Raw genomic sequence first — 18,359 nt, forward strand, 5'->3', positions numbered from 1 at the left:
GCCGGGACGTATCGTCCCGGCCCTCCCCCGTCCGGCCTCCTAGAGGAAGGAGTTGATCTCGATGGTCTCGGTGCGGCCGGGGCCGACACCGATCGCGGAGATCGGGGCGCCGGACATGTCCTCCAGCGCCTTCACGTACGCCTGCGCGTTCTTCGGCAGGTCACCGAAGGTCTTGGCCTTCGTGATGTCCTCGGACCAGCCCGGCAGCATCTCGTAGACCGGCTTCGCGTGGTGGAAGTCGGTCTGGCTGTACGGGAGCTCCTCGACGCGCTTGCCGTCGATCTCGTACGCCACGCACACCGGGATCTGCTCCCAGCCGGTCAGCACGTCCAGCTTGGTGAGGAAGAAGTCGGTGAGACCGTTGACCCGGGTCGCGTACCGCGCGATGACCGCGTCGAACCAGCCGCAGCGACGGTCACGGCCAGTGGTGACACCGCGCTCGCCACCGATCCGGCGCAGCGCCTCGCCGTCCTCGTCGAGCAGCTCCGTCGGGAACGGGCCGGCGCCGACGCGGGTGGTGTACGCCTTGAGGATGCCGATGACCCGGCTGATCTTCGTCGGGCCCACGCCGGCACCGGTGCAGGCGCCGCCCGCGGTCGGGTTCGACGAGGTGACGAAGGGGTACGTGCCGTGGTCGACATCGAGCAGCGTGCCCTGACCGCCCTCGAAGAGGACGACCTTGCCCGCGTCGATGGCGTCGTTCAGGATCAGCGTCGTGTCGGCGACGTAGGGCTTGATCTGCTCCGCGTACTGGAGCATCTCCTCGACGATCTTGCCGGACTCGATGGCGCGGCGGTTGAAGACCTTGGCGAGGAGCTGGTTCTTCTGCTCCAGGGCCGCGTCGACCTTCTGCTCCAGGATCGACTCGTCGTAGAGGTCCTGGACGCGGATGCCCACACGGTTGATCTTGTCGGCGTACGTCGGGCCGATACCGCGACCGGTCGTACCGATCTTGCGCTTCCCGAGGAACCGTTCCGTCACCTTGTCGATCGTGACGTTGTACGGGGTGATCAAATGGGCATTGCCGCTGATCAGCAGCTTGGACGTGTCCACGCCGCGGTCGTTCAGCCCACTCAGCTCGGAGAGCAGGACGGCCGGGTCGACGACGACACCGTTTCCGATGACCGGGGTACACCCCGGCGAAAGGATTCCGGAGGGGAGGAGATGCAGTGCGTACTTCTGGTCACCGACGACCACCGTATGGCCGGCGTTGTTGCCGCCTTGGTAACGCACCACATAGTCCACGGATCCACCGAGGAGGTCGGTGGCCTTTCCCTTGCCCTCGTCACCCCACTGAGCACCGAGCAGCACAAGTGCGGGCACAGGCGTACACCCCTTCCGGGCGGGGCATGTCCAAGGTCAGGGGGCGTACGTAAACGTCGTACATGCCGTACGACGATGTACGACAAGGCCTGAACCGTCGAACCGGGTGCCCCGGAATAGACGAAGCCCCTGGCGCAATAGCGCAAGGGGCTCTTGCACCAAGATGCTACCCGAGGAAGGACCGAGGTGTCGGCTGCCCAGCCCCCCGGCGACGGTGCGCACCAGCTGCTGGTGGTCATCGACCCGGTCGCCCGCCGGACCGACGGCGAGTCCGTGCGTATCGCGAAGGACGTGCTGAGCGCCGGTTCGCACGCCAAGATCTGCCTGCCCGACGGGCCCGAGGAATTCGCCCGGGCCCTGTCCCGCCGGGGCAGTCGGCGGCCGGTGGTGGTCGGCGACGACCGGGCGCTGCGGCGGGCGGTGGCCCAGCTGCACCGGGAGCGGGAGCCGGCCGGGAGCGTGCTCTCGCTGATCCCGGTCGGCACGGCGGCCGCGCTGGAACTCGCCCATTCGCTCGGCGTGCCCCTGGGTGCGGTGGCGGCGGCGCGCACCGCGCTGGACGGTGCCGCGCGCAGGCTCGACCTGCTGGTCGACGACAGCGACGGCGTGGTCCTGGGCGCGCTGCACATCCCGGCCCTGAGCGCGCTGCCGGGCGCGGCGGCGGCGCACACGGGGGTCACCGCGGTCTGGGACACCTGCCGCAACCTGGTCCGCACCCTGGTGCGCCCCGCTCCTTCGACGCCCGCCGCCCCGCCGCCCACGCACCGGCTGCGGGTCGAGGCGGACGGCGTGCTGCTGAACGATCTGGACCGCCCGGTCGAATCGGTGACCGTGACCTCGCAGGGCGGCGACGGGGGCCTCGCGGAGGTGGTGATCCGCCCGCCGGCGGCCGACCCGGTGACGACGGAGGCGAAGGCCGTCACGGTCTCGGGCGCGGACTTCCGCTACCGGGCGGACATACAGGTCGGCGGGCCGGTCCGGACGAGGACGTGGACGGTGCGGGCGGGGGCCTGGGGGCTGATGCTGCCGGTGGCGGAGGGGTAGCGCCCGTCAGGCGTTCACGTATCTGTCAGGCGTGTGCGCGCCCGTCAGGCGTGTGCTCGTCCGTCAGGCACCCGCGTGCCCCGTCAGGCGCTTGCGCGTCCGTCAGGCGTTTGCGCGTCCGTCAGGCACCCGCGTGCCCCGTCAGACGTTTGCGCGCCCCTCAGGCGCTTGCGCGTCCGTCAGGCGCTTGCGCGTCCGTCAGGCGCTTGCGCGTCCGTCCCGGCCGTGAAGTCGAGCGTCTTGCGGTGCTCGTGCCAGCGGTCCATCATCCCGACCAGCTCCGCCTGCAGGAACTCGAAGAACGCCACCGTCTCGGCGATGCGGGCACCGGCCGGGGTGTCCTCGCCCAGGATGCGGACGCCTTCCTTGAGCGTGCTCTCCCAGCGGGTCAGCACCCGGTCGCGGCTGGCGAAGGTGGTGAACCAGACCTCGTCGAGCAAGCGGTAGCGGTCCCGGCGCGATCCCGGCTCGCGCTCGCGGCCGACCATGCTGACCTGCGTGAGGTAATTGACCGCGCCGGAGACGGCCGCCGGGCTGATCTGCAGCGCCAGGGCGAGCTCGGAGGAGGTCATGGCCCCGTCGTCGTCCGCGAGGAGCGCGGCGAAGACCCGGGACGCCATCCGCTGCATCCCGGCCTCGGTCATCTCGGACGCGAACCGCTCCACGAACCGCGAAACGGCCTCCGCGTCACGCCCGGAGCGCATGTTCTGTTCGGTTTCGCTGGTCATCGCCCGATCGTCTCCCCTGTTTTCCCGGCCCCCGCCGTAACGCCAACTTTATACGCTTCCTTAACTTCACAAGTTTGTGAAAGTAGCGTACGTTCAGAACATGACGAAGGCAATCACGGTGGCCGGACTGCACAAGTCGTTCGGTCGGACACACGCACTGGACGGTCTCGACCTCACCGTCGAGACCGGCGAGGTCCACGGCTTCCTCGGGCCCAACGGGTCCGGGAAATCCACCACCATCCGGGTGCTGCTGGGGCTGCTGCGGGCCGACTCCGGCGCCGCCCAGCTGCTCGGCCGCGACCCGTGGCGCGATGCGGTGGAGCTCCACCGGAAGGTGGCGTACGTCCCGGGTGACGTCACGCTCTGGCGCAACCTCTCCGGTGGCGAGGTGATCGACCTGTACGGGAGCCTCCGCGGTGGCCTCGACCGGGCCCGGCGCGCCGACCTCGTCGACCGGTTCGAGCTCGACCCGACCAAGAAGGGGCGTACGTACTCCAAGGGCAACCGCCAGAAGGTCGCCCTCGTCGCCGCCTTCGCCTCCGATGTGGATCTGCTGATCCTGGACGAACCCACCAGCGGACTCGACCCGCTGATGGAGGAGGTCTTCCAGGACTGCGTCGCCGAGGAGCGTGCGCGCGGGCGGACGGTCCTGCTCTCCAGCCACATCCTCAGCGAGGTCGAAACGCTCTGCGACCGGGTCAGCATCATCCGCCAGGGTCGGACGGTGGAGACGGGCTCACTGGCGGACATGCGCCACCTGACGCGTACGAACATCAGCGCCGATCTGGCCGCTGCGCCCAACGGGCTCGCCCGTCTGCCCGGCGTCCACGACCTCGACGTCCAGGGCATGCGGGTCACGCTCCAGGTCGACACGGACAAGCTGGACGCGGTCCTCAAGTCGCTCACCGCGTCGGGCGTACGGACGCTGACCAGCACCCCGCCCACACTGGAGGAGCTGTTTCTGCGCCACTACGCGACGGACGGGGCGGACGGGGCGGATGCGCCCGGCAGCGGCGAGGGTGTGGGGGTGGCGGCGCGATGACTGCCGTGACCATGACGACCCCGGCCGGCGCCCGGCGCCGGACCCGGGCCGCGACCGGGCAGCTCGCCGGGACGTGGACCCTGCTGCGGCTCGCGCTGCGGCGCGACCGGATCATGATGCCGGTCTGGGTGCTCGTGCTCGGCGGCTCCTTCTCCTCCGTCAGCAGCTCCCTCGGCTCGCTCTACGGCACCGCCGCACAGCGCGCCGAACTCGCCGCGTCGATGAACGGCAACAGCTCGCTCCGGGCGATGTACGGGCCGGTCTTCGACGACTCGGTCGGCGGGCTCGTGAGCTGGCGGATGGCCGCCTTCGGAGCGGTGCTGGCGGCTGTGATGAGCCTGATTGTCGTGATCCGGCACACCCGGGAGGAAGAGGAGACCGGCCGCCAGGAGATGCTCTCCTCCGCGATGGTGGGACGCCGCGCACCGATCACCGCCGCGCTGCTCGCCGCGGTGATCGCGAACGCGGCGCTGGCGGTGGTGATCGCGGCGGGCCTGGCGGGGTCCGGCGCGGGCGGCGCCGGTGCGGTGGCCCTCGCCCTGTCGGTCGCCGGGACCGGTGTGCTGTTCGCCTGCACGGCCGCGATCGCCGCGCAGTTCACCGAGAGCGCCCGGCTCGCCAAGGGGCTCACGGCGGCCGTGATCGGTGCCGCGTTCGTCCTGAAGGCGGCGGGCGACTCGGCGGCGGACGACGGCTCGTCCGCGCTGACCTGGCTCTCCCCCATCGGCTGGGCGGAGAACGTACGGGCGTACGCGGACGAGCGCTGGTGGGTGCTGCTCGTCTTCGCGGCGGCCGTCGCGGTCCAGGCCGTCCTCGCGTACGGCCTGGCCGGGCGGCGCGATGTCGGCATGAGCTTCCTGGCGACGAGACCGGGGCCCGCGCAGGGGCGGATCTCCACAGCGTTCGGGCTCGCGCTGCGGCTCCAGCGCGGTGCGCTGACCGGGTGGACGCTCTCCTTCGCCGTGGTCGGTGTCGTATTCGGCGGACTGACCGGCGGGGCGGCCGATCTCGTCGGTGACAACGCGAAGACCAGGGAGATCTTCGAGCGGATGGGCGGACAGGCCGGGCTGACCGACGCGTTCCTCGCCGCGATGGTCTCCGTGCTCGGGATGGTGGCGGCGCTGTACATCGTCGCGTCGGTGCTGCGGCTGCACGGCGAGGAGACCGCCGGTCGCGCCGAGCCGGTGCTGGCGGGCGGAGTGAGCCGGATCGGGTGGGCGGCCGGTCATCTGGTCATCGCGTTCGGCGGTGCGGCCCTGCTCATGGCGGTCGGCGGCCTCGGCCTGGCCGTCGGCTACGGGCACGAACTCCCGGCCGTGCTGGGTGCGTCGCTGGTGCAGCTGCCGGCGATCTGGCTGCTGGGCGGGGTGACGGTCCTGCTGTACGGGGCGTTCCCGAGGGCGGCGGTGGCGGCCTGGGGCGTCGCCGGGATCTGTCTGGCGCTGGGGTGGCTCGGGCCTGCCGTCGATATGCCGCAGGCGGTGATGGACGTCTCCCCGTTCACGCATCTGCCGAAGCTGCCGGGTGGCACGGGAATGGACTGGGGCCCGGTGCTCGCGCTCACCGCCGTCGCGGCGGTGCTGGTCGGGGCCGGGACGGGGGCATTGCGCAGACGCGATGTCCTGACGTAACCGGTGGCGCGGGGGCGGGGAGTCCCCGGTGAGTGCAACCTCGCCGTGGCGTCCCCGCGTCACCCCGTTCATGGGGAACCGAAACGAAGCCGTCCGCGGGATCGCCGGATGCCTGGTCGTCGCCGCGGGCGGGGCCGCCGGGATGCTCGCCTGGGCGCCGTACGGCAGGCATGGCATCTTCGGCGGCTTCGAGGGCGAGTCGGAGTGGAACGTGCTGTGGCTCGGGCTGCCGGTCATGACGCTCGGCGGCATCGCGGCCGGGCTCACCCTCGTCGCCCTCGTGGGGCGGAAGTGGCGCCGGGCGCTCGGGGCGGCGGCGGTGCTCGCCGCCCTCGCCGGTTTCGGAGTGGCCTTCGACGTACTGGAGGGCCCGCCTCTGGCCTGCGGGCCGGGATGCTGAGCGCGTGCGCCGGGAGCTTGGCGCCGAGCCCCGACCCGCCGCCCGACTCCGGCCGCCCGGCTCCGCAGTCCGCCACCCGGCTCCGCAGTCCGCCACCCGGCTCCGCAGCCCGCCGCCCGGCTCCGTCACCGCTCCGCGTGCGTCACAGTTCCACGCGGAGTTCCTTCAGGCCCCTGATCACATAGCCCGGGTTCCACTCCGGCTCGGCCGCCAGCCGCATCTCCGGGGCGCGCCGCAGCAGCTCGCCGAAGGACGCGGCCAGTTCGACCCGGGCCAGTGGGGCGCCCAGGCAGAAGTGGATGCCCGCGCCGAAGGTGATGTGCGGGTTGTCCTGCCGGGCCAGGTCCAGGGTGTCCGGGGCGGCGAAGCGGGCCGGGTCTCGGTTGGCGGAGCCGAAGAGCAGGGCGACCTCCGAACCGCGCGGAATGACCGTGCCGTCGATCTCGATGTCGTCGAGGACCCAGCGCTCGAACATCTGCAGCGGGGTGTCGTACCGCATCAGCTCCTCGATCGCCGTCGGCAGCAGCCCGTGGTCGGCACGCAGGGCGGCCAGCTGCTCGGGGTGGCGCAGCAGCGTCCACCAGCCGTTCACGGTGGTGTTGACGGTCGCCTCGTGGCCGGCGTTCAGCAGCAGCACACAGGTGGAGATCATCTCCTGCTCGCTCAGCCGCTCCCCCTCGTCGTGGGCGGCGATGAGCGCGGAGATCAGATCCGTACCGGGGTTCTTGCGCCGCTCCTCGATCAGCTCGCGCAGATACGCGGAGAAGTCGAGCGAGGCGCGGACGGCGGAGCGGGCGGTCTCCTCGGACGGGTTCAGTTCGAACATTCCGCAGATCGCCGCGGACCAGGGCCGCAGCGGGGCCCGGTCGGACTCCGGGATGCCGAGCATCTCGGCGATGACGGCCACCGGCAGCGGCTCGGCGACCGCCGTGAGCAGATCGCCGCCGCCCGCCTCGACGAAGGAGTCGACCAGCTCGGCGGCCAGCCGCCGCACGGTCGGGACGAGCTGCTCGACCGTACGCGGGGTGAACGCCTTGGAGACCAGGCGCCGGATCCGGGTGTGGTCGGGGGCCTCCAGGTCGAGGAGCCCCTGCCCGTTGAGGATGTGGAAGGGCTCGTGCTCGGCGGGCGGCGGCGTGCGGCCGAACTCCTCGTGGGTGAAGCGGTGCAGATACGTCCGGCCCAGGCGGCGGTCGCGCAGCAGCGCGGACACATCGGCGTGGTGCGGGACGAGCCACTGGTCGGTCGGCTCGAAGCGGTGCACCCGGCCGGTGGCGCGCAGCGCGGCGTAGGCGGGGTACGGGTCGGCGACGAAGGCCGGGGACCAGGGGTCGAAGGCGGGGGCATCGGCCGCGGAACGGGGAGACGGGTGCATAGGCGGACGCTAACCGCATCCCACGGCCGCCGACCACTCACCCACCCTTCGCGTGGGCCCGGCGCCCTCAGGACGGTGTGACCAGCCGGGCCTCGTACGCGAAGACGGCCGCCTGGGTGCGGTCGCGCAGCCCCAGCTTCACCAGGATGCGGCTCACATGCGTCTTGATGGTGGACTCGGCGACCACCAGATGCGAGGCGATCTCGGAGTTGGACCGGCCCTGCGCGATGAGGACGAGCACCTCCGTCTCGCGCTCGGTGAGGTCGCCGACCCGGGCGAGGGCGGGCGGGCGCGGGCTCTCCGCGATCTTCGAGAACTCGTTGATCAGCCGCTTGGTGACGGTCGGGGCGAGCAGCGCCTCGCCCGCGGCCACCACCCGTACCCCGTCGGCGAGCTGGCGCGCGGAGGCGTCCTTGAGGAGGAAGCCGGACGCCCCGGCGCGCAGCGCCTGGTACACGTACTCGTCGAGGTCGAAGGTGGTCAGCACCAGCACCTTGGCGTCCGCGTCGGCGGCGACGATCTCGCGGGTGGCCTCGATGCCGTTGAGTTCCGGCATCCGGATGTCCATCAGGACCACGTCGGGGCGCAGGGCCGCGACCTGTGCGATGGCCTGCCGGCCGTCGACGGCCTCGCCGACGACCTCGATCCCCGGCATGGCGTTGAGCAGCACCGAGAAGCCCTCGCGGACCATCATCTGGTCGTCCACGATCAGCACCCGGATGGACGGGACGGTGGGGGTGGTGGGAGCACTCATGCCTGGTCCGCCTGTTCCCGCTGTTCCCGGGGCTCGGAACCGGCCTGCACGGGGATGAACACGGCGATCTCGTACCCGCCCTCGCCCGTCGCCTCGGCCGTCATGTCGCCGTTCAGCATCGCGACCCGCTCCCGCATCCCCGTGATCCCATGACCGGCCCCCGGCGAAGGCTTCACCGGACCGGTGGGCGGCCCGTTGACGATACGCAGCCCGAGCCCGCCCAGCACATAGCCGATCTCCACCTTGGCGGCGGCGCCCGGTGCGTGCCGCAGCGTGTTGCTGAGGGCTTCCTGAATGATCCGATACGCCGACAGCTCGACCCCCTGCGGCAGTTCACGTACCGCACCGGTGACCGTCTTCTCCGCCGCCAGGCCCGCCTCGCCCACATTGGCGAGGAGCCCGTCCAGCTGGGCGAGCGTGGGCTGCGGGGCGTCCGGCGCCTGGTAGTCCTCGGCCCGTACGACACCGAGGACCCGGCGCAGCTCGGTGAGGGCGGCGACGGCGTTCTCCCGGATCGTGACGAAGGCCTGCTCCAGCTCGGGCGGCGGATTCTCCACCCGGTACGGGGCGGCCTCGGCCTGGATCGCGACGACCGACATGTGGTGCGCGACCACGTCGTGCAGCTCACGCGCGATGGTGGTGCGCTCCTCCAGCAGCGTGCGCCGGTCGCGCTCGACGGCGGTCACGGTGCGCTGCACCGTGACCTCGCGCTCCGCGTCGCGGCGGATCTGCACCATGGCGACCACGAGCAGGGCGAACGCGGAGGCCAGGGCCATGCCCACGGTGGTGGTCCCGGGCCGCCAGACGGCGTTCTCCATGACCGTGCCGAGCAGCACGGTGAGGCCCCACATCCAGGCGGCGGCACGCGGCCCGGTCCTGGCCGCGACGACGACCAGCACGACCAGGTGCGCGAAGAACGAGCTCGGCCCCCACGGCCACCCGCCGTGCCCGACCACCGCGGTCACCGGGGTCAGCAGCAACGACATCCAGAACGCCCCGACCGGCCTGACCAGCGTCATCACGACACAGACGGCCGGGAACACCGCGAGCAACTCGGCGAGGGGGAAGTCCGATACCGCGATCCCCGTCAGGAAGGCGATGAGCGCGGCCGCCACCACCAGCGCGTGCGGTGCCCACACGGCACGCGTCCGGAACCGCTTCGGCAGCCGACGGATCACCGGCCCGTCCATCCGCAGCCGCGGCATCGAACGGTAGGCGAACGCATCGTGGAAGAGGGCCTGCCGGAGGCCGCCTATCGCCCCTGCGGCCATCCGGTACTCCGGACTTCTGCTCTTGGTCTCGGTCACGCTGCCACGGTAGGGGGCGCGCCGGGGCCCGGTCGTCAGCAGTGATACGGATCCTGCGCCGTCCGTCACAAGTACTACGGACTCCTCCGTACTGCTGTCCCCCCGCTCACCAGGCCAGCTGTGCGAGCTCCTCCGCCACCACCGCGCACGCGTCCGCAGCCGGGTCGATCAGCGGGTAGTGGCCGACGTCGGGCAGCAGGGTCAGCCCCACCGTCTCGCCCGCCTTCGCCGCCGCGTCGACGAACGCCTCCGCGACCGCCTGCGGCACATCGAAGTCGGTGGTGCCCTGCACCACGGTCGTCGCGATGCCGGTGGGCAGCAGCACGGCCGGGTCGGCGTGCGCGGCCCGCTCCGCGAAGTCCTCCTCGCCGCCGAGGAGTTGGCCGACCGCCCCCGAGCACACGTCCAGCTCGACGGAGCTGGTGAAGTCGGCGATCGGCGCGAGGGCGACGACACCCCGCAGCTGCGGCGGCGCGGGCAGCCGCCACGGCGACCCCTCGGGCAGTACGTGCCGGGCGGCGGCCCACAGGGCCAGCTGCCCGCCGGCCGAGTGCCCGGTGACGACGATCCGCCGGGCATCGGCCTCCGGAAGTTCCCGGGCCAGCAGCGCCGGCAGCGCGTCCATCGCCGCGGCGACATCGTCGAAGGTCTCCGGCCAACGGCCCGCGACCGGACCGGAACCCCGCTGCTGCGGGATCTCGCTGCCCCGCCGGTACTCGACGCTGGCGACGGCGAACCCGCGCCGGGCCAGGAAGTCCGCGAACGGCGACACATGCTGCCGGTCGTACGGCGCCCGCCACGACCCACCGTGCAGGACGACCACGACCGGCGCCCCGGCCCGCCCGTCACGCGGGGCATAGAAGTCGATCAGCTGGTCGGGGTGGCTGCCGTAGGCGGCGGACGCGTCGGGGGCGACCGGTGGATGCGAGAAGGCCGACTCGGCCTCGGCGGCGTCCCGATCGCGCGCGGCAGAATCCGACATGCTGCTCCAACCGTCCTGTAGCTGAGCCCAACTGGCTTGACCTGCGGGGACGGTACCAGTACGGAAGGTTCCCGTCCCCGCCGAGGATCACGGCTCCGGGGATGTCCGCGGACATCCCCTACTGCTGGGCCAGCACCTCACCCAGCACCCGCGCCGCCCGCTCCACGTCCGCGAACCCGACGTACAGCGGCGTGAATCCGAACCGCAGCACGTCCGGCCGGCGCAGGTCCCCGACGACGCCCCGGGTGATGAGTTCGCTCATCACCTGCTCCGCGTCCTCGCAGCGCAGCGCGACCTGGCTGCCGCGCTCCGCACGCGGGGGTGTGATGGAGGGGACCCGGCCCTCGGGCGCGTACTGGGCGACGCACATCAGGAAGAAGTCCGTCAGCGCCAGGGACTTGGCCCGTACCTCGTCGATGGACACCCCGTCCCACACGTCCAGCGATGCTTCGAGCGTCAGCATGGAGACGATGTCGGGGGTGCCGACCCGGCCTCGTACCGCGCCGTCGGCGGGGGTGTATTCAGGGGTCATGCCGAAGGGGTCGGCGTGCGACGTCCACCCCGGCAGGGGCGAGTCGAAGGCCGCCTGGTGGCGCTCGGCGACGTAGATGTAGGCGGGCGAACCGGGGCCGCCGTTCAGGTACTTGTACGTGCAGCCGACCGCCAGGTCCACGCCGTGCTCGTCGAGGCCGACGGGCAGGGCGCCCGCGCTGTGGCACAGGTCCCAGACGGCGATGGCGCCCGCCTCGTGCACGGCGGCGGTGAGTCCGGGCAGGTCGTGGAGCCTGCCGGTGCGGTAGTCGACATGGTTGAGCAGAACGGCGGCGGTACGGGGGCCCAGCGCGCCGGGCACCTCGGCGGGGGCGACCGGGACGATCCGGTGGCCGGTCATCCGGGCCGCCGATGTGGCGATGTACCCGTCCGTGGGGAAGGTCGTCGCGTCGACGAGGATCTCGTCGCGCCCCTCCGGCGCCAGCCGGGTCGCGGCGACGACGGCCTTGAAGACGTTCACGCTGGTGGAGTCACCGACGACGATCTGTCCGGCGGCGGCGCCGACGAGCGGGGCGATCCGGTCACCGATCCGTTCCGGCGCGGTCCACCAGCCGCTCTCGTCCCAGGACCGGATGCGCAGCTCGCCCCACTCGCGGGTGAGGACCTCCTGCACCCGGGCGGGCACGTGCGCCGGCAGTGCGCCGAGCGAGTTGCCGTCGAGGTAGACGGTGTCGTCGAGGGTGAACAGCTTCCGCCGGTCCGCGAGCGGGTCGGCGGCGTCGAGTGCCGCGGCCCGCGCGGCGAAGGACTCAGACATGGCAGCGAAGTTCTCGGGCATGGCAGCGGAGGTCTCAGACATGGCTGCGCGCCGTCCACAGCTCGGGGAAGACGTTCTTCGTGGCCCGCTTCTCCAGCCAGGCGACCCCGGCGGAACCGCCGGTCCCGGTCTTCGAACCCATCGCGCGCCGGGTGGCGACGAGGTGGTCGTTGCGCCAGCGCCACACCAGCTCGCCGACGTCGGTGAGCGCCTCGCCGAGCCGGACCAGGTCGTCGTGGTGCTCGGGGTCCGCGTAGATCTCCGCCCAGACCGCCTCGACCTCGGGCGACGGCTCGTACTTCTGCGTCAGGTCCCGGCCGAGCACGGACTGCGGTACGGCGTACCCGCGCCGGGCGAGCAGGGCGAGCGTCTCATCGTACAGGCCCGGCTCGGCGAGCGCCTTCTCCAGCTCGGCGTGGACGCGGGGCGCGCCCCGGTGCGGCACGAGCATGGACGCGGACTTGTCGCCGAGCAGGAACTCCATCCGCCGGTACATCGCCGACTGGAAACCGGAGCCCTCGCCGAGCGCGGAGCGGTAGGAGTTGAACTGGGCGGGGGTGAGCTGGGCGAGCGGGGTCCAGGAGGCGTTGAGCGCCTCCAGCTCCCGCACCGACCGCTTGAGCGCGTCGCGTGCGACGGTCAGCCGGTCCTCGCGCAGGGCGTGCGCGGCCGTCTCCCACTCGTGGACTATGACGGTGAACCACAACTCCATGACCTGGGTGGTGACCAGGAAGACCATCTCGCCCGGATCATCGGAGCGAGGGTGCTGGAGATGGGTCAGGACATCCGCCTGGACGTAGTCCTCGTACGGAGTCGTTCCCGCGAAGTCGAGGTGCGGGGTCTGCGCACCGGTGGCTTCGGGGTCGGGGTGGATCGTCGACATCGCTGTCTCCTCGACACAAGCTTCCGGGTAGCGGTCCGCCCCTTCCGTGAGGTGATGGAGCTCCGGTCCCCTGTCCGCATCCTAGACGGACGCCTCCGGGAGCGCGCAGACCCCGCGGACGTACGGCGTCCGCGGGGTCCGACGAGGGGTTCTAGCCGAGCGTCTCGGCGGCGGTGGGCGAGGAGTCGCGCAGGAACGTCGAGCAGCGCTCGTACTCCTCCTGCTCGCCGATCGCCTGGGCGGCCCGCGCCAGCGCGTGGAGGGCGCGCAGGAAGCCGCGGTTCGGCTCGTGCTCGAACGGTACGGGGCCGTGGCCCTTCCAGCCGGCCCTGCGCAGTGCGTCGAGGCCGCGGTGGTAACCGGTGCGGGCGTAGGCGTACGACTCGACGACGCGGCCGCCGTCGAACGCCTCGTCGGCGAGCTGTGCCCAGGCCAGGGAGGAGGTCGGGTACTTCGCGGCGACATCGGCGGGGGCCGTGCCGCTCGCGAGCAGCTCACGCGGCTCCGGGTCGTCGGGCAGGTGGGTCGGGGGAGGGCCCCCGAGCAGGTTCTCGTGGATCGACATGGGTTCAAGTGTGCCTGGCACATGCGTGCCGGGGTACCCGGGCACCGGGCCTGGGTGTGCCTGGCACATGCGTGCCGGGGTTACCCGGGCGCCGGGCGGGCGGTCAGGTCGCGCCCGGGTGCTCCGACTCCTCGTGCGCGGGTTCCAGGGGCGGTGCGACGACCCCGCAGTGCACCGTGCACTCGGGCCGCGCCTGCTCCTTCTCGTCGGCCGTGACGAGGGGTTTCCGTACGGTCGCCCAGGCGATCGCCGCGCCCAGCACGAGCAGCCCGGCACACATCGGCATGGCCCGGCGGAAGGTCGCGGCGAACTCGTCGGCGTTCCGGTAGGCCTCCGGGCCCATTCCGGCGAGCAGCGGCAGCGCGGCCACCGCGATCAGGCCCGCGGCGCGGGCGGCCGCGTTGTTGATCCCGCTGGCGAGGCCGGCCCGTGCGGTGTCCACGGAGGCCAGGACGGTCGCGGTGAGCGGGGCCACCAGGGTGACGAGGCCGACGCCGAGGACGGCGACCGCGGGAAGCACATCGGTGAGGTAGCCGGAGACGGAGTTCGATCCGGGCCCGACCCGCAGCATCAGCAGCATTCCCGCGGCGGCGACCAGCGGGCCGGCGGTGAGTGGGATACGGGGCCCGATGCGCTGCCCCAGTTCGCCCGAGGCGGCCGAGAAGAGCAGCATCAGGACGGTCGTCGGCAGCAGGGCCGTGCCCGCGCCGAGCGCCGAGTACCCGGCCACCACCTGGAGCTGGATCGCGGAGAGGAAGAAGTAGCCGCCGAGCGCCGCGTACACGCACAGGGTGATGATGTTGACGGCGGTGAACTGCCGGGACGCGAAGACCGAGGGCGGCAGCATCGGTTCCGCCCGGGTGCGCTCCACCTGGACGAAGACCGCCCCGAGCAGGACCCCGCCGACGGCCGCCCCGATCACCACCCCGGACGCCCCCTGCCCCGGCGCCTCGATCAGCGCATAGGTCACCAGGGCGAGGGCGAGCGCCCCGAGCACGGCACCCAGCACGTCGAAGCGCCCGTGCGGGTGCGGGTCGCGCGACTCCGGTACGTGGCGCAGCGCCACCGGCACACAGACCGCGGCGAGCGGCACATTGAGCAGGAACACCCACCGCCAGCCCGGCCCGTCGACGAGCCATCCGCCGACGAACGGCCCGACGGCGGCCCCGACCCCACCCAGCCCCGACCACAGCCCGACCGCGCGGGCCCGGTCGTCGGGGTGGAAGCTCGCCTGGATCAAAGCCAGCGAACCGGGCGTGAGGAGCGCCCCGCCGATGCCCTGGAGGGCGCGGGCGGCGATCAGGACGGCGGCGTTCGGCGCCACGCCGCACAGCACGGACGCGGCGGCGAACCAGACGACCCCGACGACGAAGACCCGCCGCCGCCCGTACCGGTCGCCCAGGGCGCCCCCGAGGAGGATCAGCCCGGCGAGGGTCAGCATGTAGGCGTTGACGGTCCACTGGAGGGCGGCCAGGTCGGTGCCGAGGTCCTTGCCGATACGGGGCAGGGCGACGTTGATGACGGTGGAGTCCAGCATGGCCATGCTGGAGCCGAGGACGGTGGTGAGGACGACCCAGCGTCCGGTGGCGGAGGCGACGCGGATGCTTCCCGTCTCGGCTGCGTCAGGCATACGAGCAGCATCCCCGCTCCGTACCGGGAGGGCCATCGGGGCGGCGGCCCTCCCGGCACCGGATCAGCCGGTCAGGTCGACGGACGGGCGGCTGTCGCCCGAGCCGTTCCAGTGCACGTGGAAGCCGGCTCCGCGGAACGCCCGCACGACGAGTTCACCGGCGTGTTCCATCTTCCGGGGGCTGCCGTCCGGTGCGCCCCAGAACGCCAGGAGGAGGTGTCCCGTTTCCCGGGCGTGTTCGGCGTCCTGGCGCGTGTAGAAGCAGAACCCCACGAGTCCGTCCGGGCCCCGGTCCCGCTCCTCGGCGGCCTCGGAGCAGTCGTCGAAGCCGTCGGACTGGGTGGTGCCGGCCTCGGCGAGCGCGACGAACCCCGCCGCGTCCAGCCCGTCCAGCACCTCCCCGATGCGCTTCTTCGCCGCGCGCCACTCTGCCCGCGACAGCTTCCGCTCGGGCGCGGATTCCGCCTCGTCCGGTACCGGCGGCTCGACTCCGGCGGCGGCCGCCAGGAGCGCGGCGACCTCCGGAACCCAGGCGTTGACGGTGACATTGTTGCCGTGGCCGTCGGTGACGTCGGGATCCGCCCCGCGGGCGATCAGCAGCTCGACCGCTTCGGGCGACTGCGAGAACTCGGCGGCGAGGTAGAGGGCGGTGCGCCCGTCACCGCCCGGATGCTCGACGGGCGCTCCGGCGTCCAGCAGCGCGGCGAGGACGGCGGCCGCGCGGGCCGGGTCCGCCTCCGCCCCCGTCGCGGCCTGGTGCAGGAGGCTCCACCCGTGCTCGTCGACGGCGGCGACATCGAATCCGGCGTCCAGGGCGGCCCGTACGGCCGCGAGATCGCCGTTGCGCGCGGCTTCGAACACATCCATCGGCGGCATGCCTACGACGCCCGCGCCGTCACGGCCCGCACGCCCCGGATCAGCGCGTCCACCCCGGCCTCCGCCTTGGCGCGCGGGCACCCCACGTTCAGCCGCACGAAGCCCTCCGCGCCGTACACCCCGCCCGGCATCACCGCGACCTTCTCCTGCTCGACCAGCACCCGCTGCAACGCCTCGTCGCCGTCGACACCCGCGGGCCGCAGATCGATCCACGCCAGATAGCCGGCCTGCGGCGGCTGCCACCCCAGTTCCGGGAACGCCTCGTCCAGCCGCTGCGCGACCAGGGCCAGATTCCCGGCGACGTACTCACGGAGCGAGTCCAGCCACGCCTCCGACTCCCGGTACGCGGCGATGTGCGCGGTCAGCGACAGCACCGCCGGGGAGGCGAGCCCCTCGGCCGTCTCCATCCGGCGCAGGAACTCCGTCCGGTCGGCCGGATCGCCGATCAGCCCGTACGAACCGGTCAGCGCCGGAAAGTTGAACGCCTTCGACGCGGAGGTGATCAGCGCCCAGCGCCCGTCGCCCCCGACCCGCGTCCACGGCACATGCGCATGCCCCTCATGCACGAAGTCCGCGTGTATCTCGTCGCTGATCACCGCGACCCCGTGCCGCGCGGCGAGCGACGCCATCTCGGCCAGCTCGGCCTCCGTCCACACCCGGCCCGTCGGATTGTGCGGCGAGCACAGGACCAGGACCTTGCTGTCGGGGCGGGCGAGTTCGCGTTCCAGCGCGGCCAGGTCCCCCACCGGCACGCCCCGCAGCTCCCGCCCGAGCCCGGTGATCGCCTTGCGGAAACCGTCGTACGTGGGGGTGTGGACGACCACGCCCTCACCCTGGGACGTCCACATCTGCAACAGCTGCGAGAGCTGGCTGAGCACGGAGGGCCCGTACACCAGCTGCCCGGTGTCCACCTCCGTGCCGTACCGGGTCGCGTACCAGTGGGCTATCGCCGAGCGGAAGTCGTCCTGCTGCCAGTCGGTGTAGCCGAACACCCCGTGGTCGAGCCGGGAGCGCAGCGCGCTCAGCACCTCCGGGGCGGTCTCGAAGTCCATGTCGGAGATGGTGAACGGCAGCAGCCCGTCCACCCCGAACCGGTCCGCCACCCCGTCCCACTGGACGCACCAGGTGCCCCGGCGGTCGACGACGGTGTCGAAGTCATAGCGCGCGCTGGAACTCACAGTGATCCCTCACCCCTCGCTCGGAAAACCTTCTCGGACATGCCTTCTGGGACAGACCTTCTCGGACATGCTGTGGGCCCGGCACCCCACGGGGTACCGGGCCCACGGCCACACTTCGTACCGGCTGCTACTTCAGCTTGGTGCCGGTGGAGCGCAGGTTGGCGCAGGCCTCCGTGACGCGCTTGGCCATGCCCGCCTCGGCGGACTTGCCCCAGCTGCGCGGGTCGTAGACCTTCTTGTTGCCGACCTCGCCGTCGACCTTCAGCACACCGTCGTAGTTGCGGAACATGTGGTCCACGATCGGGCGGGTGAAGGCGTACTGGGTGTCGGTGTCGAGGTTCATCTTCACGACGCCGTTCTCCAGCGCGGTGGCGATCTCCTGCTCGGTGGAGCCGGAACCGCCGTGGAAGACAAAATCGAAGGGCTGGCTACCAGCGGCCTTGCCGTACTTGGCGCCGACGCCCTCCTGGAGGTCCTTCAGCAGCTCGGGACGGAGCACGACGTTGCCCGGCTTGTAGACACCGTGGACGTTGCCGAAGGAGGCGGCCAGCAGGTAGCGGCCCTTCTCGCCCAGGCCGAGCGCCTCGGCGGTACGCAGCGCGTCGTCGACGGTGGTGTACAGCTCGTCGTTGATCTCGTGCGTGACGCCGTCCTCCTCGCCACCGGTCGGGGTGATCTCGACCTCAAGGATGATCTTGGCGGCGGCGGCCTTGGCCAGCAGCTCCTGGCCGATGGCCAGGTTGTCGGCCAGCGTCTCGGCCGAACCGTCCCACATGTGGCTCTGGAACAGCGGGTTCTCGCCCCTGGCGACGCGCTCGGCGGAGATGTCGAGCAGCGGACGTACGTAACCGTCCAGCTTGTCCTTGGGGCAGTGGTCGGTGTGCAGCGCGACCGTGATGTCGTACTTGGCGGCGACGATGTGCGCGAACTCGGCCAGGGCGACGGCGCCGGTGACCATGTCCTTGTTGTACTGGCCGCCCAGGAATTCCGCCCCACCGGTGGAGATCTGGACGATGCCGTCGCTCTCCGCCTCCGCGAAGCCGCGCAGTGCAGCGTGCAGGGTCTGGGTCGACGTCACATTGATGGCCGGGTAGGCGAACTTGCCTGCCTTCGCCCGGTCGAGCATCTCGGCGTAGACCTCGGGGGTTGCGATGGGCATCTGACCGCTCCTTGGGATATGCGGGTGTGCGTTGCTGGTTCCCTGACCTGGGGGCGACGTCATCGTCGCCCCCATCTTCCCAGACTCTCGCTCCGGCTCCACCCGGCCCATCGCCCGAGCGCTCCGGTGCGCGGAGCGCGGACATGCGGAAGGGGTGGGTGGTTTCACGTGAA

At 71.9% G+C, this 18,359-nt stretch carries 17 protein-coding genes; 4 read left to right on the forward strand and 13 right to left on the reverse strand.

The annotated features are described in order from the left end of the window. Positions 1-39 precede the first annotated feature (39 nt). Complete coding sequence (locus OG978_RS19130) at positions 40-1,323, reverse strand: adenylosuccinate synthase (protein ID WP_326766401.1); 1,284 nt, start codon at positions 1,321-1,323, stop codon at positions 40-42. A gap of 186 nt (positions 1,324-1,509) precedes the next feature. Here OG978_RS19130 and OG978_RS19135 point away from each other — a divergent pair, with 186 nt between their 5' ends. Further along, positions 1,510-2,367: a diacylglycerol kinase gene (locus OG978_RS19135; protein WP_326766402.1), complete on the forward strand. Its 858-nt coding sequence runs from the start codon at positions 1,510-1,512 to the stop codon at positions 2,365-2,367. 179 nt (positions 2,368-2,546) lie between these two features. Here the strand turns inward: OG978_RS19135 and OG978_RS19140 are convergent, their stop codons facing one another. Then, on the reverse strand, positions 2,547-3,095 hold the full coding sequence (locus OG978_RS19140; RefSeq protein ID WP_326766403.1) for a GbsR/MarR family transcriptional regulator: 549 nt from the start codon (positions 3,093-3,095) through the stop codon (positions 2,547-2,549). Between the two features lie 100 nt (positions 3,096-3,195). Here OG978_RS19140 and OG978_RS19145 point away from each other — a divergent pair, with 100 nt between their 5' ends. From OG978_RS19145 to OG978_RS19155, 3 genes are read left to right on the forward strand one after another with little or no spacing between them, the layout of a single operon-like run. Beyond that, complete coding sequence (locus tag OG978_RS19145) at positions 3,196-4,137, forward strand: ABC transporter ATP-binding protein (RefSeq protein ID WP_326766404.1); 942 nt, start codon at positions 3,196-3,198, stop codon at positions 4,135-4,137. Continuing rightward, a complete protein-coding gene (locus OG978_RS19150; protein WP_326766405.1) occupies positions 4,134-5,768 on the forward strand; it encodes an ABC transporter permease in 1,635 nt (544 codons plus the stop codon). Before OG978_RS19145 ends, OG978_RS19150 begins: the two co-directional genes overlap by 4 nt. Positions 5,769-5,796: 28 nt before the next feature. After that, positions 5,797-6,168, forward strand: coding sequence for a hypothetical protein (locus OG978_RS19155; protein ID WP_326766406.1), 372 nt, complete (start codon positions 5,797-5,799; stop codon positions 6,166-6,168). 142 nt (positions 6,169-6,310) lie between these two features. Here OG978_RS19155 and OG978_RS19160 read toward each other — a convergent pair whose 3' ends face one another. The 11 genes from OG978_RS19160 to fbaA form a co-directional block, all read right to left on the reverse strand. Further along, positions 6,311-7,543, reverse strand: a complete 1,233-nt coding sequence (locus tag OG978_RS19160; protein ID WP_326766407.1) for a cytochrome P450 — start codon at positions 7,541-7,543, stop codon at positions 6,311-6,313. A gap of 67 nt (positions 7,544-7,610) precedes the next feature. Then, positions 7,611-8,297 (reverse strand): response regulator transcription factor, encoded by a 687-nt coding sequence (locus tag OG978_RS19165; RefSeq protein ID WP_326766408.1) that lies wholly within the window; start codon positions 8,295-8,297, stop codon positions 7,611-7,613. Next, complete coding sequence (locus OG978_RS19170; RefSeq protein WP_326770084.1) at positions 8,294-9,568, reverse strand: sensor histidine kinase; 1,275 nt, start codon at positions 9,566-9,568, stop codon at positions 8,294-8,296. Before OG978_RS19170 ends, OG978_RS19165 begins: the two co-directional genes overlap by 4 nt. A gap of 142 nt (positions 9,569-9,710) precedes the next feature. Beyond that, the gene (locus OG978_RS19175) at positions 9,711-10,586 is read right to left on the reverse strand and encodes an alpha/beta hydrolase family protein (RefSeq protein ID WP_326766409.1); all 876 of its coding nucleotides are present in this window, start codon (positions 10,584-10,586) and stop codon (positions 9,711-9,713) included. A gap of 118 nt (positions 10,587-10,704) precedes the next feature. Further along, positions 10,705-11,916, reverse strand: coding sequence for a kynureninase (kynU, locus tag OG978_RS19180; RefSeq protein ID WP_442817840.1), 1,212 nt, complete (start codon positions 11,914-11,916; stop codon positions 10,705-10,707). 13 nt (positions 11,917-11,929) lie between these two features. Continuing rightward, a complete protein-coding gene (locus tag OG978_RS19185) occupies positions 11,930-12,778 on the reverse strand; it encodes a tryptophan 2,3-dioxygenase family protein (RefSeq protein ID WP_326766410.1) in 849 nt (282 codons plus the stop codon). Positions 12,779-12,929: 151 nt separating this feature from the next. Beyond that, a complete protein-coding gene (locus OG978_RS19190; protein WP_326766411.1) occupies positions 12,930-13,343 on the reverse strand; it encodes a DUF3151 domain-containing protein in 414 nt (137 codons plus the stop codon). A 103-nt stretch (positions 13,344-13,446) separates the two neighbouring features. Continuing rightward, positions 13,447-14,973, reverse strand: coding sequence for an MFS transporter (locus OG978_RS19195; protein ID WP_326766412.1), 1,527 nt, complete (start codon positions 14,971-14,973; stop codon positions 13,447-13,449). A gap of 63 nt (positions 14,974-15,036) precedes the next feature. Further along, a complete protein-coding gene (locus OG978_RS19200; protein WP_326766413.1) occupies positions 15,037-15,840 on the reverse strand; it encodes an ankyrin repeat domain-containing protein in 804 nt (267 codons plus the stop codon). A gap of 11 nt (positions 15,841-15,851) precedes the next feature. Next, positions 15,852-17,027 (reverse strand): MalY/PatB family protein, encoded by a 1,176-nt coding sequence (locus OG978_RS19205; protein ID WP_326766414.1) that lies wholly within the window; start codon positions 17,025-17,027, stop codon positions 15,852-15,854. A 127-nt stretch (positions 17,028-17,154) separates the two neighbouring features. After that, on the reverse strand, positions 17,155-18,186 hold the full coding sequence (gene fbaA / locus OG978_RS19210; protein ID WP_326766415.1) for a class II fructose-bisphosphate aldolase: 1,032 nt from the start codon (positions 18,184-18,186) through the stop codon (positions 17,155-17,157). Between the last annotated feature and the right edge of the window lie 173 nt (positions 18,187-18,359).

Source organism: Streptomyces sp. NBC_01591 (assembly GCF_035918155.1).
Classification (GTDB): Bacteria; Actinomycetota; Actinomycetes; order Streptomycetales; family Streptomycetaceae; genus Streptomyces.

What these genes read in the sequence shown, in the direction of transcription:
- OG978_RS19140 (WP_326766403.1), bottom strand. Translation starts at nt 3,095, where the DNA reads ATGACCAGCGAAACCGAACAGAACATGCGCTCCGGGCGTGACGCGGAG.
- OG978_RS19145 (WP_326766404.1), top strand. Translation starts at nt 3,196, where the DNA reads ATGACGAAGGCAATCACGGTGGCCGGACTGCACAAGTCGTTCGGTCGG.
- OG978_RS19150 (WP_326766405.1), top strand. Translation starts at nt 4,134, where the DNA reads ATGACTGCCGTGACCATGACGACCCCGGCCGGCGCCCGGCGCCGGACC.
- OG978_RS19160 (WP_326766407.1), bottom strand. Translation starts at nt 7,543, where the DNA reads ATGCACCCGTCTCCCCGTTCCGCGGCCGATGCCCCCGCCTTCGACCCC.
- OG978_RS19165 (WP_326766408.1), bottom strand. Translation starts at nt 8,297, where the DNA reads ATGAGTGCTCCCACCACCCCCACCGTCCCGTCCATCCGGGTGCTGATC.
- OG978_RS19170 (WP_326770084.1), bottom strand. Translation starts at nt 9,568, where the DNA reads ATGGCCGCAGGGGCGATAGGCGGCCTCCGGCAGGCCCTCTTCCACGAT.
- OG978_RS19175 (WP_326766409.1), bottom strand. Translation starts at nt 10,586, where the DNA reads ATGTCGGATTCTGCCGCGCGCGATCGGGACGCCGCCGAGGCCGAGTCG.
- kynU (WP_442817840.1), bottom strand. Translation starts at nt 11,916, where the DNA reads ATGCCCGAGAACTTCGCTGCCATGTCTGAGTCCTTCGCCGCGCGGGCC.
- OG978_RS19185 (WP_326766410.1), bottom strand. Translation starts at nt 12,778, where the DNA reads ATGTCGACGATCCACCCCGACCCCGAAGCCACCGGTGCGCAGACCCCG.
- OG978_RS19190 (WP_326766411.1), bottom strand. Translation starts at nt 13,343, where the DNA reads ATGTCGATCCACGAGAACCTGCTCGGGGGCCCTCCCCCGACCCACCTG.
- OG978_RS19195 (WP_326766412.1), bottom strand. Translation starts at nt 14,973, where the DNA reads ATGCCTGACGCAGCCGAGACGGGAAGCATCCGCGTCGCCTCCGCCACC.
- OG978_RS19200 (WP_326766413.1), bottom strand. Translation starts at nt 15,840, where the DNA reads ATGGATGTGTTCGAAGCCGCGCGCAACGGCGATCTCGCGGCCGTACGG.
- fbaA (WP_326766415.1), bottom strand. Translation starts at nt 18,186, where the DNA reads ATGCCCATCGCAACCCCCGAGGTCTACGCCGAGATGCTCGACCGGGCG.